The sequence below is a fragment of the Aeromonas sp. Marseille-Q5825 genome (assembly GCF_946892685.1).
Classification (GTDB): Bacteria; Pseudomonadota; Gammaproteobacteria; order Enterobacterales; family Aeromonadaceae; genus Aeromonas; species Aeromonas rivipollensis.
Genome location: NZ_CAMPOU010000001.1, coordinates 1,445,557 through 1,459,600, shown reverse-complemented (window position 1 = coordinate 1,459,600; position 14,044 = coordinate 1,445,557). Strand labels below are relative to the sequence as shown.

At 62.8% G+C, this 14,044-nt stretch carries 15 protein-coding genes; 11 read left to right on the top strand and 4 right to left on the bottom strand.

What is annotated here, in order from left to right; all coding sequences use genetic code 11:
- Positions 1-16: 16 nt before the first annotated feature.
- On the top strand, positions 17-325 hold the full coding sequence (locus OC537_RS06715; protein WP_262110513.1) for a putative quinol monooxygenase: 309 nt from the start codon (positions 17-19) through the stop codon (positions 323-325).
- A gap of 52 nt (positions 326-377) precedes the next feature.
- On the opposite strand, the gene OC537_RS06710 is transcribed toward OC537_RS06715, so the two are convergent.
- Positions 378-1,316 carry a LysR family transcriptional regulator gene (locus OC537_RS06710; RefSeq protein WP_262110511.1) on the bottom strand — a complete coding sequence of 313 codons (939 nt, stop codon included), beginning with the start codon at positions 1,314-1,316 and terminating at the stop codon, positions 378-380.
- A 323-nt stretch (positions 1,317-1,639) separates the two neighbouring features.
- On the opposite strand from OC537_RS06710, the gene xapA reads away from it, so the two are divergent.
- The 5 genes from xapA to OC537_RS06685 all read left to right on the top strand — a co-directional run bounded on the left by xapA (position 1,640) and on the right by OC537_RS06685 (position 6,101).
- Positions 1,640-2,467, top strand: a complete 828-nt coding sequence (gene xapA, locus OC537_RS06705) for a xanthosine phosphorylase (protein WP_262110509.1) — start codon at positions 1,640-1,642, stop codon at positions 2,465-2,467.
- A 24-nt stretch (positions 2,468-2,491) separates the two neighbouring features.
- Entirely contained in the window at positions 2,492-3,751 is a 1,260-nt protein-coding gene (locus OC537_RS06700) for a NupC/NupG family nucleoside CNT transporter (RefSeq protein WP_262110506.1), read from the top strand.
- Positions 3,752-3,815: 64 nt separating this feature from the next.
- Positions 3,816-4,610, top strand: coding sequence for a deoxyribose-phosphate aldolase (deoC, locus tag OC537_RS06695; protein WP_262110504.1), 795 nt, complete (start codon positions 3,816-3,818; stop codon positions 4,608-4,610).
- Between the two features lie 48 nt (positions 4,611-4,658).
- Positions 4,659-5,576, top strand: a complete 918-nt coding sequence (locus OC537_RS06690) for a DMT family transporter (protein ID WP_262110502.1) — start codon at positions 4,659-4,661, stop codon at positions 5,574-5,576.
- Positions 5,577-5,609: 33 nt separating this feature from the next.
- Positions 5,610-6,101 (top strand): SixA phosphatase family protein, encoded by a 492-nt coding sequence (locus tag OC537_RS06685; protein ID WP_262110498.1) that lies wholly within the window; start codon positions 5,610-5,612, stop codon positions 6,099-6,101.
- Positions 6,102-6,216: 115 nt separating this feature from the next.
- Here OC537_RS06685 and OC537_RS06680 read toward each other — a convergent pair whose 3' ends face one another.
- Together OC537_RS06680 and OC537_RS06675 are read right to left on the bottom strand one after the other, a co-directional pair.
- Positions 6,217-6,807: a hypothetical protein gene (locus OC537_RS06680; RefSeq protein WP_262110496.1), complete on the bottom strand. Its 591-nt coding sequence runs from the start codon at positions 6,805-6,807 to the stop codon at positions 6,217-6,219.
- A gap of 188 nt (positions 6,808-6,995) precedes the next feature.
- Positions 6,996-7,199 carry a hypothetical protein gene (locus tag OC537_RS06675; protein WP_106886705.1) on the bottom strand — a complete coding sequence of 68 codons (204 nt, stop codon included), beginning with the start codon at positions 7,197-7,199 and terminating at the stop codon, positions 6,996-6,998.
- Between the two features lie 201 nt (positions 7,200-7,400).
- Between OC537_RS06675 and OC537_RS06670 the strand changes: the two genes are divergently transcribed.
- Positions 7,401-8,270: a PhzF family phenazine biosynthesis protein gene (locus OC537_RS06670; RefSeq protein ID WP_262110493.1), complete on the top strand. Its 870-nt coding sequence runs from the start codon at positions 7,401-7,403 to the stop codon at positions 8,268-8,270.
- 50 nt (positions 8,271-8,320) lie between these two features.
- Positions 8,321-9,334 (top strand): Wadjet anti-phage system protein JetD domain-containing protein, encoded by a 1,014-nt coding sequence (locus OC537_RS06665; RefSeq protein WP_262110568.1) that lies wholly within the window; start codon positions 8,321-8,323, stop codon positions 9,332-9,334.
- A 449-nt stretch (positions 9,335-9,783) separates the two neighbouring features.
- Here the strand turns inward: OC537_RS06665 and OC537_RS06660 are convergent, their stop codons facing one another.
- On the bottom strand, positions 9,784-10,362 hold the full coding sequence (locus tag OC537_RS06660; protein ID WP_025327068.1) for a PhnA domain-containing protein: 579 nt from the start codon (positions 10,360-10,362) through the stop codon (positions 9,784-9,786).
- Positions 10,363-10,554: 192 nt separating this feature from the next.
- Here OC537_RS06660 and OC537_RS06655 point away from each other — a divergent pair, with 192 nt between their 5' ends.
- From OC537_RS06655 to OC537_RS06645, 3 genes are all read left to right on the top strand, one after another.
- Positions 10,555-11,748 carry an SAM-dependent methyltransferase gene (locus tag OC537_RS06655; RefSeq protein WP_262110489.1) on the top strand — a complete coding sequence of 398 codons (1,194 nt, stop codon included), beginning with the start codon at positions 10,555-10,557 and terminating at the stop codon, positions 11,746-11,748.
- A gap of 161 nt (positions 11,749-11,909) precedes the next feature.
- A complete protein-coding gene (locus OC537_RS06650) occupies positions 11,910-13,355 on the top strand; it encodes a chitinase (protein WP_262110487.1) in 1,446 nt (481 codons plus the stop codon).
- A gap of 175 nt (positions 13,356-13,530) precedes the next feature.
- Complete coding sequence (locus OC537_RS06645) at positions 13,531-13,896, top strand: VOC family protein (RefSeq protein ID WP_262110485.1); 366 nt, start codon at positions 13,531-13,533, stop codon at positions 13,894-13,896.
- The last annotated feature ends 148 nt before the right edge of the window (positions 13,897-14,044 follow it).

Here is a 14,044-nt window from a genome sequence, read left to right as displayed (position 1 = left end):
CAGTGGAGAGGTAGAGATGAAGAGAGAGTCGGACAAGATAGTGTCGATCGCCGTGCTCAAGGCCAAAGCCGGCATGAGAGAGCGCCTGCGCCACGAGTTGCTCGCGCTGATAGCGCCCACCCGCCGGGAGCCTGGCAATCTCGATTATGTGCTGTTCGAGTTGAAGGACGAACCCGGCACCTTCTACATGCGCGAAGCCTTCGTCAGTCAGGCCGCCCTGGATGCCCACTGCGAGACGGACTATTTCCAGGCCTTCGCCTGCCAGGCGGACGACTTGCTGGCAGAGCCCCTGCGACTGGTCTTCATGGAGGAAGTGAGGCCCTGACCTCTGGCAATAGCATCCGGCCCGATGATCACCCCATCGGGCCTTTTTGTATTCAGCTTCGTTCGGGGAGATTCATCTGCTCGCTCATGGTATCGATGAAGTGGCGTATGGCGGTGGTCGCAGGCTGCCCAGCCAGGGGCGGGGCATAGAGCACGCAGAGATCCGCCGGTATGGCCTGCTCGAGGCGGATGAAGCGCACATGGGGCCACTTCTGACGGCCGTAGCTGGCCGGCACCAGAGCCACCTGCTGGCTGGTGGCCACCACCGCCATCAGGGTATTGGGCTCGACCACCTCCTGGTGAAGGCGGGGGTAAAAGCCCTCCACCAGGCAGGCGTTGATGATGAGATCGGTGGAGGCCGAGTTGGTGCGGCTCATCAGCACGAACGGCTCCGCCGCGAGCTCGAGGAGGGAGACCCGCTTGCGATCCCGCAAGGGGTGCTCGTCCGATACCACCAGTACCATGGATTCGCGATAGACGGTCTCGGCCTGCAGCGGATGTATGTTGAGGGTGTCGGCGAAGCGGGCGAGGCCGAGATCTATTTCCTTGCTGGCGAGCGCCTGCTTCTGGCGCTCGGGGGATAGCTCGGTGAAGGCTATCTCGCACTCGGGTTGGCTCTGGTGACACTGGCGGGTCACCTCGCCAAAGCCGGCCCAGAAGATAGAGCTGACCAGCCCGATGCGGATCTGGTTGCGCTCCATGCGCCCCGCCTGCACCACCCGGTTGAGGCCGCTCTCCAGCACGTCGAACAGCCGATCGCACTCGGCCTGCAGCAGGCGACCAGTGGGGGTCAGGCTCACCTGGCGGGTGTTGCGCTCGAACAGGGTCAGTCTCAGCACGGATTCCAGCTCCTTTATTTGAGCGCTCAGCGGCGACTTGGAGACATTGAGTCGCAGGGCGGCCCGGCTGAAGTGACCCTGATTCGCCACTTCATGGAAGTAGCGCAGCATCTTGAGGGTGACGCGATCGCGCCAGTGGCTGTCCGGGAACATGGTTTCTCCTGGCAAAAGGGCAAGGGTGAGATCGCCGTCAAAGATTGGACACGAACTTCCAGACGCAGCGGGGCGGCTTAGCCCCTGTCCGTCGATCCGCATCACATCCCGGCCTCCCGTTTTCGTCCCCCTCGGGGTCACTCTGACCATAGAGAGGCATCAATCGGCGCTTTTTTTGCGGTTTTGTACACGGTCGCGCCCCATGAAGAGGATTATTGTGCTGATTAGCGGGATAATTTGGCCGATTTTAGCGATTCTTCTCGCCCAATGCCTCCCCTAAAGTGAGCCCACTTCTCATCCCAACCCTCAACGAGGTGCAGCTCATGCAACAAGATCCGGTTCAGAACGCCATCGCCACCATTCTCGCCCGCAAGCCGGGTTTCGCTCCCCGCGCCGCCATGATCCTAGGCTCAGGCCTCGGCGTGCTGGCCGATGCACTGGAAGATAAAGTCACCATCCCCTACGAGGATCTGGACGGTTTCCCGGTCAGTACCGTGGCCGGTCACAGCGGCGAGCTGGTGCTCGGCAAGCTGCACGGGGTGGACGTGGTCTGCATGAAGGGGCGCGGCCACTACTACGAACACGAAACCATGAAGGTGATGACCACACCGGTGCGCACCTTTAAGCGCCTGGGCTGCGAGCTGCTGCTGGTGACCAATGCGGCAGGCTCGCTGCGCCCGGAGCGGATCGGGGTCGGCTCCCTGGTCATCTTCAACGATCACATCAACACCATGCCGGGCACCCCCATGACGGGGGCCAACGACGAGGCCTACGGCCCGCGCTTCTTCAGCCTGGCCAATGCCTATGACAAGTCCTTGCGCAGTGAGGCGTTGGCGCTGGCCGAGCGGGAGGGGATCGCCGTCAATCAGGGGGTATTCGTCTCTTACAGCGGTCCCTGCTTCGAGACCGCCGCCGAGATCCGCATGATGCAGATCATCGGTGGCGACGTGGTGGGTATGTCTGTGGTGCCCGAGGTGATCAGTGCCGCCCACTGCGGTCTGCCGGTGCTGGCCATCTGCGCCATCACCAACATGGCGGAGGGGCTCGGCGACGTCCAGCTCTCCCACGAGCAGACCCTCAAGTGCGCCAAGCTGGCGGAAGCGGACTTCATCCGCCTCATCAACGCCTTCATCCAGCACCACTTCCAGTAAGCAGGAACGACCAGGAGGTCACCTATGTTTGTAGCAGGATTTCTCGGTATGGCAGCGCTGATCCTCATCGCCGTGCTCGCCTCGACCAACCGCAGGGCCATACGCCTGCGTACAGTGGGACTGGCCCTTGCCTTGCAAGTGGCCATAGGTGCCTTGGTGCTCTATGTGCCGCTGGGGCGCCGGGCGCTGGAGGGCATGGCCCACGGGGTCGATGCCGTGCTGGCGAGCGGCAAGGCGGGGATCCACTTCCTGTTCGGCAACCTGGTCAACTTCTCGGTGGATGGCATCGGCTTCGTCTTTGCCCTGAACGTGCTGCCCCTGGTGGTCTTCTTCTCGGCACTCATCGCCGTGCTCTACTACCTCGGCATCATGCAGCTGGTGATCCGCTTCATCGGCGGCGCCATGGCCCGCCTGCTCGGCACCTCCCAGACGGAGTCCATGTCGGCAGTGGCCAACGTCTTCGTCGGCCAGAGCGAGGCGCCGCTGGTGGTCAAGCCCTATATGCCGAAGATGAGCGACTCCGAGTTCTTCGCCGTCATGTGCGGCGGCATGGCCTCGGTTTCCGGCACTGTGCTGGCGGGCTACGCCATGATGGGGGTGGACATGCAGTACCTGCTGGCGGCCTCCTTCATGGCGGCGCCGGGCGGGATCCTGTTTGCCAAGCTGATCATCCCCGAGACCCACCAGCCCGACTACGCCTTCGACCACAGCATCCAGTTTGACGGCAAGAAGCCGGAGAACGTGCTGGCGGCGGCAGGCGAGGGGGCCGCCAGCGGCCTCAAGCTGGCGGCAGCCATCGGCGCCATGCTGATCGCCATGATAGGCCTGGTGACCCTGGTCAACACCTTGCTCGGCGGGGTGGGGGACATGGTGGGCATGTCGCTTTCGCTTGAGATCATCCTGGGCTGGATCTTCTCGCCGCTCGCCTTCCTGCTCGGGGTGCCGGTGGCGGACATCGGCATCGCCGGCGCCATGATCGGCAAGAAGCTGGTGGTGAACGAGTTCGTGGCCTACAGCGATCTGGCCCCCTACCTGAAGGACGCAAGCACTGTGACGGCAGCCGGTCTGCAGGTGCTGGAGGAGAAGTCCAAGGTGATCATCAGCTTCGCCCTGTGCGGCTTCGCCAACCTGGCCTCCATGGGGATACTGATCGGGGGCCTTGGCACCCTGTGCCCGTCCCGCACCGACTTCATCGCCCGCCACGGCCTGCGCACAGTGCTGGCCGCCACCTGTTCCAACCTGATGAGCGCCGCCATTGCCGGGGTCTTCTTCTCCCTGGTCTGAGCGTCTCATCGCTTGTCCCGGGGCGCTGCGGCGCCCCTTCTTCATCCCCTATCAGGATCCTTTTATGACCCATATCACCCCTATCGATTCTCTCTTGGCCGCGACCCGGGCAATCCAACTGATGGATCTCACCAGCCTCAACGAGGAGGACGACGATGCGCGCATCATAGCGCTCTGCCAGCAGGCGCAGACCCCCTTTGGCAACACGGCCGCCGTCTGCATCTACCCGCGTTTCGTGGGGCTGGCCAAGCTCACTCTGGCGGCTCAGGGTACCCCGCATATCAAGGTGGCGACAGTGGTCAACTTCCCCCATGGGGACGATGAGCTAGATGTCGTGCTTGCCGAGACCCGCGCCGCCCTTATGGATGGCGCCGACGAGATCGATCTGGTGCTCCCCTGGCGTGCACTGATGGCGGGGGATGAGGCCGAAGCCCGGGCGCTGGTGCGCGGCTGCAAGGCCCTGTGCGGAGCGCGGGTGCTCAAGGTGATCATCGAATCCGGCGAGCTGAAGACCCCAGCGCTTATCCGCGCCGCCTCCCTGCTCGCCATCGAGGAGGGGGCCGACTTCATCAAGACCTCCACCGGCAAGGTGGCGGTCAATGCCACCCCAGAGGCGTGTCGCACCATGCTGGCAGCCATCGCCGAGTGCGGCGCGCAGGAGCGGGTAGGTTTCAAGGCGGCGGGCGGGGTGAAAAGCGCCCGGGAGGCGGCAGAGTATCTCGCCATGGCGGCCGCGCACTTTGGCGAAGAGTGGCTGGTGGCGGAACGCTTTCGCTTCGGCGCGTCCAGCCTGCTAGGCCAGTTGCTGGTGACGCTTGGCGAGCGCAAGATAGCGCCTGCTGCCGACAGCGGTTACTGATCTCTTTCTTGCGGCGCCTGCGGGCGCCCCTTGGTACAGGTGCATTGCATGTCTCACCCCCCTGTTTCTCTTGCGCAGGCCCACGGCAAGGTGCTGCTGTTCACCCTGCTCATCAGCCTCTCCTTTCCCATCGGCAGCGCCCTGACGGCGGTGCTGGATCCCCTGGTGGTCACCTGGGTGCGCTACCTGCTGGCCTCCCTCATCTTCGTTGGTGTGCAGGGATACCTGGGGCGTTTCGCGCTGCCTTCACTGCGGGATCTGGGGCGCTACACCCTGATCTCGCTGCCGGCCCTCTGTTATTTCGTTGCCATGTTCGTGGCCCTGCAGGAGACCAGCGCCCTCGATGCCAGCGCCTTCTACACCACAGTGCCGCTGATCAGCGCCTTGGCCGGCATGCTGATCTTTCGGCGGGCCATCGGCTGGGGAATGTTGCTGGCCCTGCTGGGGGGCATGGTGGCCGCGGCGCTCATCATCTTTCGCGGCGATCTGGGGCAGGTGGCTAACCTCAGCCTCAGCCCCGGCAATCGTATCTACCTGCTCGGCTGTGTGGCCATGGCCCTCAACCCCATACTTATCAAGCGCTACTACAGGGGTGAGTCCTTTCTCCACCTGACCTGCTGGACCCTGATCTGCGCTACCCTGCTGCTCACCCTGGTGGCGGTGCCCCGTCTGATCGCGACCGACTGGATCCTGGTATCCGTCCCGGTGGCGCTGGGGCTCGGCTACCTGGCCCTCTTTGCCACGGCGCTCAGCTTCTTTTTGTTCCAGCAAGGGAGCGTGGCGCTGCAACCCGAGCAGGTGTCGGCCTACACCTACCTTATCCCCGTGCTGGTGCTGCTGACCGGCATGCTGACCGGGGAGGCAGTACACTGGGAGCAGGTAGGCTGGGGTGTCGGGGGCGTGCTGCTGACCATGGTGGTCATGGTGCTGCTACCCATCCATGCCGGAAAAGGGCGCGCCCCCTGAGGGGACGCCAGTCTTGGCCAAGAGGGAGGCGTCATGAAGAGAACCCTGATCCTGGTGCGTCACGGCAAGTCGAGCTGGGAAGAGCAGGGGCTGCCTGACAGGGCGCGGCCGCTCGCCGAGCGGGGCCTGCGCGACGCGCCCCTGATGGGCAGACGGCTGGCGCACGATAAGGTGCGACCTGATCTCATCCTCTCGAGCCCCGCCTGCCGGGCCTTGTCGACGGCGAACATCATCGCCGAGGTGCTCGGCTACCGGCCAGAGGAGATAATCACGGACGAGCGGCTCTATGGCGCAGATGTGAGGACCCTGATGGAGGTGATGGGTGAGCTTGGTGACGAGTTAAGATGCGTCATGCTCTTTGGTCACGATCCCGAGTTCACCGACCTTGCCCACTGCTTTTGCGGCAGGATCACCCGGATGCCGACCTGCGCCGTCGCCCGCTTCACCTTTGACTCTCCCTCCTGGTCGGCCGCCGCGTCGCAAACGCCGGTGACGGCCGTGCTCGACTATCCGAAAAAGGGGTAAGTGAATAGCAAGAGGAAGCGCAGGGTTGTCGCTCACCGGGGTCTGGTGAAGCCGCCGGCAAGAGATCAAACAAGAAGGGGAGCCCAGGCTCCCCTTCGCATTTCCGTCATGTCGCTTATTTGGCGGCGATCGGCCCCTTTGTGCCCGCATCGTTATCGACCCAGCCATCCTCCCCCTTGATGCGACGATCCCCCTGTATGGTGTAGATGACCATGCCGTCCTTGAACACCAGGGCCCCGTCGGATTTCTTGGCACTGACCTTCTTGTCGTTGACCCACACCTGATCCTTGTCATCGATGCGGATGGTGGCAACGGTGGCGCCCGTTTCGGGGAAGGTGGCGACCCAGTTTCCGGCGTAGGGGCTGCCGCTGGTGGCCGCCGGAGCATCACCAAACCCGGCGGCCGCGTTCTCGGCCTTGGTCTTGTTGATGTCGCAACCACTGAGCTCGCTCACCTGGGTGCAGCCGGAGCGCTCCAGCTTCTGTTCATAGCTCATGTTCAGACCGCTGTCGGTGGCCGGGGCGGCAGCACCGAATCCCGCCTTGGCGTTCTCCGCCTTGGTCTTGTGAATATCGCAGCCCTGGGCCTCGGTCACCTGGGTGCAGCCGGAGCGCTCCAGCTGCTGGGCATATTTTGCGTTGATGGCGTGAGCCGGGGCCATGCCAAGCAGGGTCAGGGTCACGATCAGAGCAGCATTCCTGGACATAATTCATCCCTCAAAATGTGAGTCTTGCCGGTTCATCGCAGCCTTGACTGCCATGAGCAACAGCCTGGGTTCGCGGCAATATCCTGGGTGCGAGGTGGCAGGCCTGTTTCACGTTAGCAGCTGGAACGGGACTCGCACAGGGGGGCGAAAAAATTGGTGCCATCCAGGGGATCCCTGAGCCCGCGGACTCAGCTTTGGGGCACTCTTATCCCCTTGTCGAGGTAGAGGCTGCTGTAGTGGGCGCGATGGGTGACGAACATCACCTGGTGGCGGCTGCCGTCGGAGAGGATGACGAAATCCCCGGCCTGGGCCGGGCTTTGCAAGAGGATCTCGTGTTCGGGGGCCGTCAGCTTGTCGACCTCTTCCCTGAAGATGAGGGTGTATGAATACATATGGCACTCCACTGCAGGCGCATATACAGACAGGTTTCCCAACTCTAGTCGCCAGTGCCCGGATCCGCGGCGCTCAAGCGGCACCTGTGCGGCCGTTAATTTTATGGGTAAGCTGACCCCCTGATGGGCGCCCCCGGAAGGGGCCGCAAGGATGAGCCTATGAACCCCACTTTTCGTGAAGCAAGAAGCCAAGGAGTTGTCATGACGGAGCTGGTCACTGAGCTGGTGCGGATCGCCGCCTTTTCCGCAGGAGCCCGCGGGGGCAATCCCGCCGGTGTCTGGGTAGGGGCCCAACTGCCGACGGCGGAAGAGATGCAGCGGATCGCCGCCGAGGTTGGATTCTCGGAGACGGCCTTCGCCGCCCCGCTGCACAGCGAAGGGCAAGGCGCAGAGGTGCGCCAATGGCGGGTGCGCTACTTCTCTCCCGAGGCGGAGGTGCCGTTTTGCGGCCATGCCACCATAGCCCTCGGGGTGGCGCTGGCGCGCCGCTTCGGGGCAGGGGACCATGCCTTGCGTCTCAGCCAGACCCAGATTCGGGTCTCGGGCTGGCAGGATGAGCAGGGGCAATGGCAGGCGGCGCTGCAATCCCCGCCAACCCGCAGCAAACCTGCGCCGGCGGATCTGATGCGCGAAACCCTGGCGCTGTTTGGCTATGACGCGGCCAGCCTGGATCCCCGCATACCCCCGGCGATCATCCACGGCGGCGCCGATCATCTGGTGCTGGCGCTCAAGGATCGCGCAACGCTCTCGGCCATGCACTATTCGCAGGCGCAGGGGCGCCTGCTGATGCGCCGCGAGGGCCTGGTGACCATACTGCTGGTGCATGTGGCCGGAGATCGGTTATTCCACACCCGCAATGCCTTCGCCTACGGCGGCGTCTATGAGGACTCGGCCACCGGCGCCGCGACCGCCGCCTTCGCCGGCTATTTGCGCGACCTCCACTGGCCCCACGGCGGCGCCATCGACATAGTGCAGGGGGAAGACATGGGCATGCCGTCGCGGTTGCATGCCGAGATCCCGGCGGAATCCGGCAGTTCAATTCGGGTGTCAGGCGCGGCGCGGTGGATCTGAACCGGCATCATACGCAATACCACGTCAATTGAGGCAGGAGGACGATGTCGATGGGATTGTTTGAGCGAGCGGATATTCGTGTATTGAGCGAAAAGCTGCTGGGGTTGTCACAGGGGCAGGGGATGCTACTGACTAGCGCCGCAGGCCGAGAGTTGGATGACATGCTCATGCGCGTTGGCGGTGTGCAACCGCTCGGTTTGGGTGCGCGGCGTCAGCTTACCGAGCGGGGTCGTGTTTTTTTGATGGACAAGCTCGCAGAGGCAGCAGACGACAATGTTTGGTCGGGTGATGCCGTGCTGACAGAGTTGGGTTGCCAACTGCCTCGGCGCATTAACGGTGCAACCCTGAGCGGCCTTTGGCACCGAGACTGCAAGATCAGATTGTCACAGAATCACATGGAGCAGGTTGCAGCGCTGGGGCTTAGGGTATTTGGTGATGAGGTCATACGATTACGTACCTTGACACCGCTGATATTGGTCGATGTGGAGGGCAGACGGCACGACATGACCGCTGTGATGATGCTTCTGGGGGAGTTGGCATTGCCAGAACGAGCCTTGGTCGGGTTGGAAGGCATGGAATGGCAAGGGCGGCAGTTAGTCACGGTGGAAAACAAGGGTGCCTTCGTGGACTACCCGCTGCAAGAGGGCGAATTGCTGCTGTATGTCCCTGGCCGCAATACCGCCCTGGCAAAGCAACTGCTCCCCCTATTGCCAGAGAGCCTCCCCTGGGCACACTTTGGGGATCTGGATCAACGTGGCCTGGACATTGCCACCGAACTGGCGGGGGCTCTGGGTCGTCCTCTGGCGCTCTGGTTACCCGACAATCTCATGGATTACGTCCATCACTATGCCCGCGACTTACTCCGTCAGCCGAAAGAACAAAAGCGGCAGCGAGGCAAAATTGCTTGGCGAGGCAACATAGCACCCGTTCAGGGGGGCACAGTGCTGGCAGAGGCATTGGCTCATTTGACAGCCAATAAAGCCTGGTTGGAACAAGAAGTCCTGGTCACAGCCAGACGCTGGCAGTTATGGGCACTTGGTGTTGAGAGGGAAATCGCACAATAAAAAACCGCCCTTGTGAAGTGGGCGGTTTTTTTATGGTGCCGGCCCTTATTTCAGGGCTTTCTTCAGCTTCTTGATCTTGCCTTCGTGCTTGGCAATTTTATCCTTGCGGGCAGCGATTTTCTTCTTGATATCTTTCTTGCTGGCTTTGGCCATAGGTAGTGCTCCTTGTGTCAAGAGGTCATCATGGGGTCATGATGTTCAGGATCTGTCCATGTCAAGAGCCCAGAGTGCCACATGAATTCCATCCGGGCCAGTGTTTCGCGGTTCCGGGAGCGGATGCTCCCCTGACGCAAATCCGGCGAAGGGGGGCTCGCTCATCGGGACTGGTTTGCAGGATAGTCCAGTTTCCCGGCGGCGCCACTTCTGCCGCGCCGACATTGTCGGTGGCCGGCAACAAAAAAGCGCCCCCGGGGGCGCTTTTTGCATCATCCGAACCACAAGCGAGGGGATCAGGCCTTCTTCAGGTAGGCCGCGACCAGCACTATCTGCACGCCGTTGACCTTGCCTTCGATGTGCAGCGGGTTGTTGGTGAGGCGGATGCCCTTGACCAGGGTGCCACGCTTGGCGGTGAAACCGCCGCCCTTGACTTCCAGATCCTTGATCAGGGTGACGGAATCCCCCTCCTGCAGCACGGCGCCGTTGGAGTCGACGGTGGGGACGCTGTCGTCATCGTCGCTGGCGCTGCCCGCTTCGGCCCAGGCCTTGGTCTCTTCTTCCATGTACATCATGTCCAGCATGTCCTGGGCCCAGATCTCGCCCCGGGCGGACAGGTTCTTAAGCTGGCGCCATGCCATCACTTGCACCGCCGGCACCTGGCTCCACATGCTGTCACCCAGGCAGCGCCAGTGGTTGACCTCTGTGGTGTCCGGCTGCTCCAGCTGGCCACGGCAGGTAGTGCACAGCGCCACGCTGTGGTCATCGTCACTGGCGGGGGAGTGTGGCACAGGGAAGGCAGTCAGCGCATGTTCTGCTCCACACAGCTCACACTTGGCGTCCGCACGCGCTTGCAGGATGGCATTGATGGTCATGTTTTGGTTCCGTTCATATGGGTAAAACGACCCGCGTGGGCGAGTCGCGCTAATGAGGGGGCGGAATATAGCACAAATCCCTGCTTTTTGTCAGGCTACCAGCAAGGGGTGGGGGCAGGCGCGCTGGCGAGTGCTTTTTGATGGCAGATCGCTAGAATGAGCCTCCCTTTTGGATAGCAGGACAAGCTCACCGTGCTGGCTCACCGTTTTCGACAACTGGATCGCTTGCTGACCGAAGAGAGACGCTGGTGGCAATATCAGCCCTATCATCATCTGAGCCTGGCCTTCGCCGATGAGGCCCCCGAGCTTGCCGCCTGCCTGAATGGCCTCAGCCTTGACGAGATAGCGCGGCTTGACGGCGACATGGAGGCGCTTTGCACCCTGCTTGCCCCCTGGATCCCGGCAGGGGCCGAGCTTCATACCCTGAGCGAGCTAGACGCCTTTGTCCCCGAGCCCATTCACTGCGCCAGGGCCATGGCGATGTACATGCCGGGGCGCAAGCAGGCGCAGATAGAAGCCTTCACCGGTTGCCTGCCCGCCCATCAGGGCCCCTATCTGGAGTGGTGCGCCGGCAAGGGCCACCTGGGGCGCCTGGTCTCCCTGCACAGGGGGGCCGAGATCCTGAGCCTCGAATTGCAGCGCACGCTCTGCGAGGAGGGGCGGCAGCTCGCGGCGCGGGATGGTGCCCGCATGCAGTTTGTGGAGGCCGACGCCTTCGCTGCCGAGTCGGGGGCGCTCATAGCCCCGCACCATCACGCCATGGCGCTCCATGCCTGTGGCGAGCTGCATACCCATCTGCTGGAGCAGGTGGCCGAGCGCGGCGCCCGGGGCGTGACCCTGTCCCCCTGTTGCTATCACCTGATCCGCACCTCTCATTACCGCCCCCTGTCACAGGCCGCCAAGGCCAGCGCCCTGCACCTTGGCAAGAGTGACTTGAAGCTGCCGCTGCAGGAGACGGTGACCGGCGGTGCCCGCATCTCCCGCCTGCGCGAGCAGGAGGTGATCTGGCGTCTCGCCTTCGATTGCCTGCAACGGGAGGTGCGCGGGGTGGATCAGTACCTGCCGGTGCCCAATCTGCAAAAGAGCCTGCTGGCAGGCAGTTTCGAGGCCTTCTGTGACTGGGCCGCCGAGCGCAAGGGGTTGGTGCTGCCTGGGGAGATAGACCATGGCGATTTCCTCGCCAGGGGGGAGCGGCGCTTTGGGGACGTCGCCCGCATGGAGCTGGTGCGCCATCTGTTTCGTCGTCCGCTGGAGATCTGGCTCGCCCTGGATCGCGCCCTCTTCCTCGAGGAGCAGGGCTATGAGGTAGAGCTGGGGGCGTTTTGCGACAAGCCCATGACCCCTCGCAATCTGCTGATCCGGGCGGTGCGCGTTCAGGCTGCATAAAAAGCGAGCGAGCAGGGGCCAACATGAGGCTGTGGCGAGGTTTCATCTGAGTGCAGAGTGAAATGGCTCACAAAATCGCCAAACTCTTAATTCTTGTCGTGAATTTAGTTGTCAGGATGCCTATGCTCGCCCTGACATTTTCAAGACAAGGATGGTTACCCATGTTCATGCTCAAGCGCACCGCCTGGCTGGTTGCGGGGCTCTGCGCCTCGCCAACTTATGCGGCCATGAATATTCAGCCCGACCCACAAAATAGCGGTGGCTATGTGATTGCCGCCTCCGATATAACGGCCGTTGAAAAGGCCAAGACGGCCAACCCCATGTACGGCATCTGGTCAAAGGCATTGGCCACCCGACCCAACACCCTGGTGGAGGCGATTGTGCCGAGGCGAGCCGACAACCCGGACAACGTCAAACGGGCCGAGCGGGTCTTTACCGAGTCGGACTGGGATTTTTTGACCCAGATGGCGGCGCCTGAATATACCTATGAGCGCTTCCTGCGGGCGGTCGGCAAGTTCCCCGCCTTCTGCGGCGACTACACGGACGGGCGCAATGCGGACGCCATCTGCAAGAAATCCATCGTCACCGCCTTCGCCCACTTCGCCCAGGAGACCGGCGGCCATATCGGCAAGGACAATGTGTCCGACAACCCGCTGGGGCTCGAGGAGTGGCAGCAGGCGCTGGTGCATGTGCGCGAGATGGGCTGGGCCGAGGGGCAGCTCGGCTATACCACCGGCTGTGGCCAGAATGACTGGCAGAACAGGAAATGGTCCTGCAGCACGGGGCAGGGCTACTTTGGCCGTGGCGCTAAACAGCTCTCCTACCACTTCAACTACGGCGCCTTCTCCGAGGCGATGTTTGACGGCAACGCCTCTGTGCTGCTGAACAACCCCGGCCTGGTGGCCGACTCCTGGCTCAACCTCGCCTCCGCCATCTGGTTCTTCCTGACGCCGCAAGCCCCCAAACCCGCCATGTTGCATGTCATCGACAGAACCTGGGAGCCCTCCCAGCGCGAGGTCGCGGCGGGCATCGGCTATGGCTTTGGCACCACCATCAATGTCATCAACGGTGGCATAGAGTGTGGCGAGCAGAACAAGAACAAGGGGCAGCCGGTCAACCGCATCCGTTACTGGGAAGGGCTGGCCGCCCACTACGGGATCCCGCTGCTCCCGGACGAGAAGAACACCTGCTGGCAGCAGACCCCCTATGGCAGCCTCAACCTGAACGGCGCCACCGACGTGCTTTACACCAACTGGGACGGCAACTGGAAATATTATGCCGACAGGCCAGGTGGCTACTCGTTCGAGTGCGAGCTGGTGGGATTCCAGACCGCCTATTCGGCCCTGGTGCCGGGGGATTACGAGAAGTGCGTGACCAACTTCTACGGCTCCCACGCCAACTGGCCCAAGGTGCGGGTGGTGGCCAAGCTCGATCCCGCGCCCGTTGATCCGACCGACCCGCCAGTGGGAGATGTGCCTGCCTGGGTGGCCAGCAAGGTCTACACCGCAGGCAATAAAGTCAGCCACAAGGGCGTGGTGTATCAGGCGAAGTGGTGGACCCAGGGCAACGAGCCAGGCAAGGGAGACCCCTGGGCGCCGGTGAACTGATCCCGGCGAGGGCGTGTCATCGGTCATGATGGGGAAGGGGGGTGATGGGCCTCTCTTCCCCTCTTTCATGGGGATCCGGCGCAAGGGGCCCTCTGACGGGCCCGGCGGGCACTTGCCTGCGCTCTTCATCTATTCGAGGGAGCTTGGGATCTCATCCCACACAGAGGAGTGACACATGAATATCGCCATCCATTTTGAAATTCCGGTGCAGGATCTGACGCGGGCCATCCGCTTCTATGAAGCGCTCTTCGAGATAGCCCTCGAGCGGGCGCAGATAGATGGCAACGAGATGGCGCTGTTTCCGCTCCTTGACGGCATGGCGGGCTGCTCCGGCGCCCTGGCAAAGGGGGAGAGCTATGTGCCGAGCCAGGACGGTACCCGGGTCTATCTGAAGGTCGCGGACATAGAGCGGGCCATGGCCCGGGCGCTGACGGCAGGAGGCGAGTGTCTCTATACCATCACCCGGGTGAGCGAGCACATCCGGGTGGCCGAGCTCAGGGATTGCGAGGGCAACCGCATCGCCCTGCAGGAGGGGCCCTGAGTGTTATTCATCCGGTGCATGGTGGCTGCTTAATCATTCATGTCATGAATGAAGGCGGCGAATGTCCCCTTTTGGGGGGAGGCCAGGGTCGTGGGCCCTGCGGTGTGGCCCCGGGATGGTCAGTTGCCGCCGCCCGGATCCCGTGCTA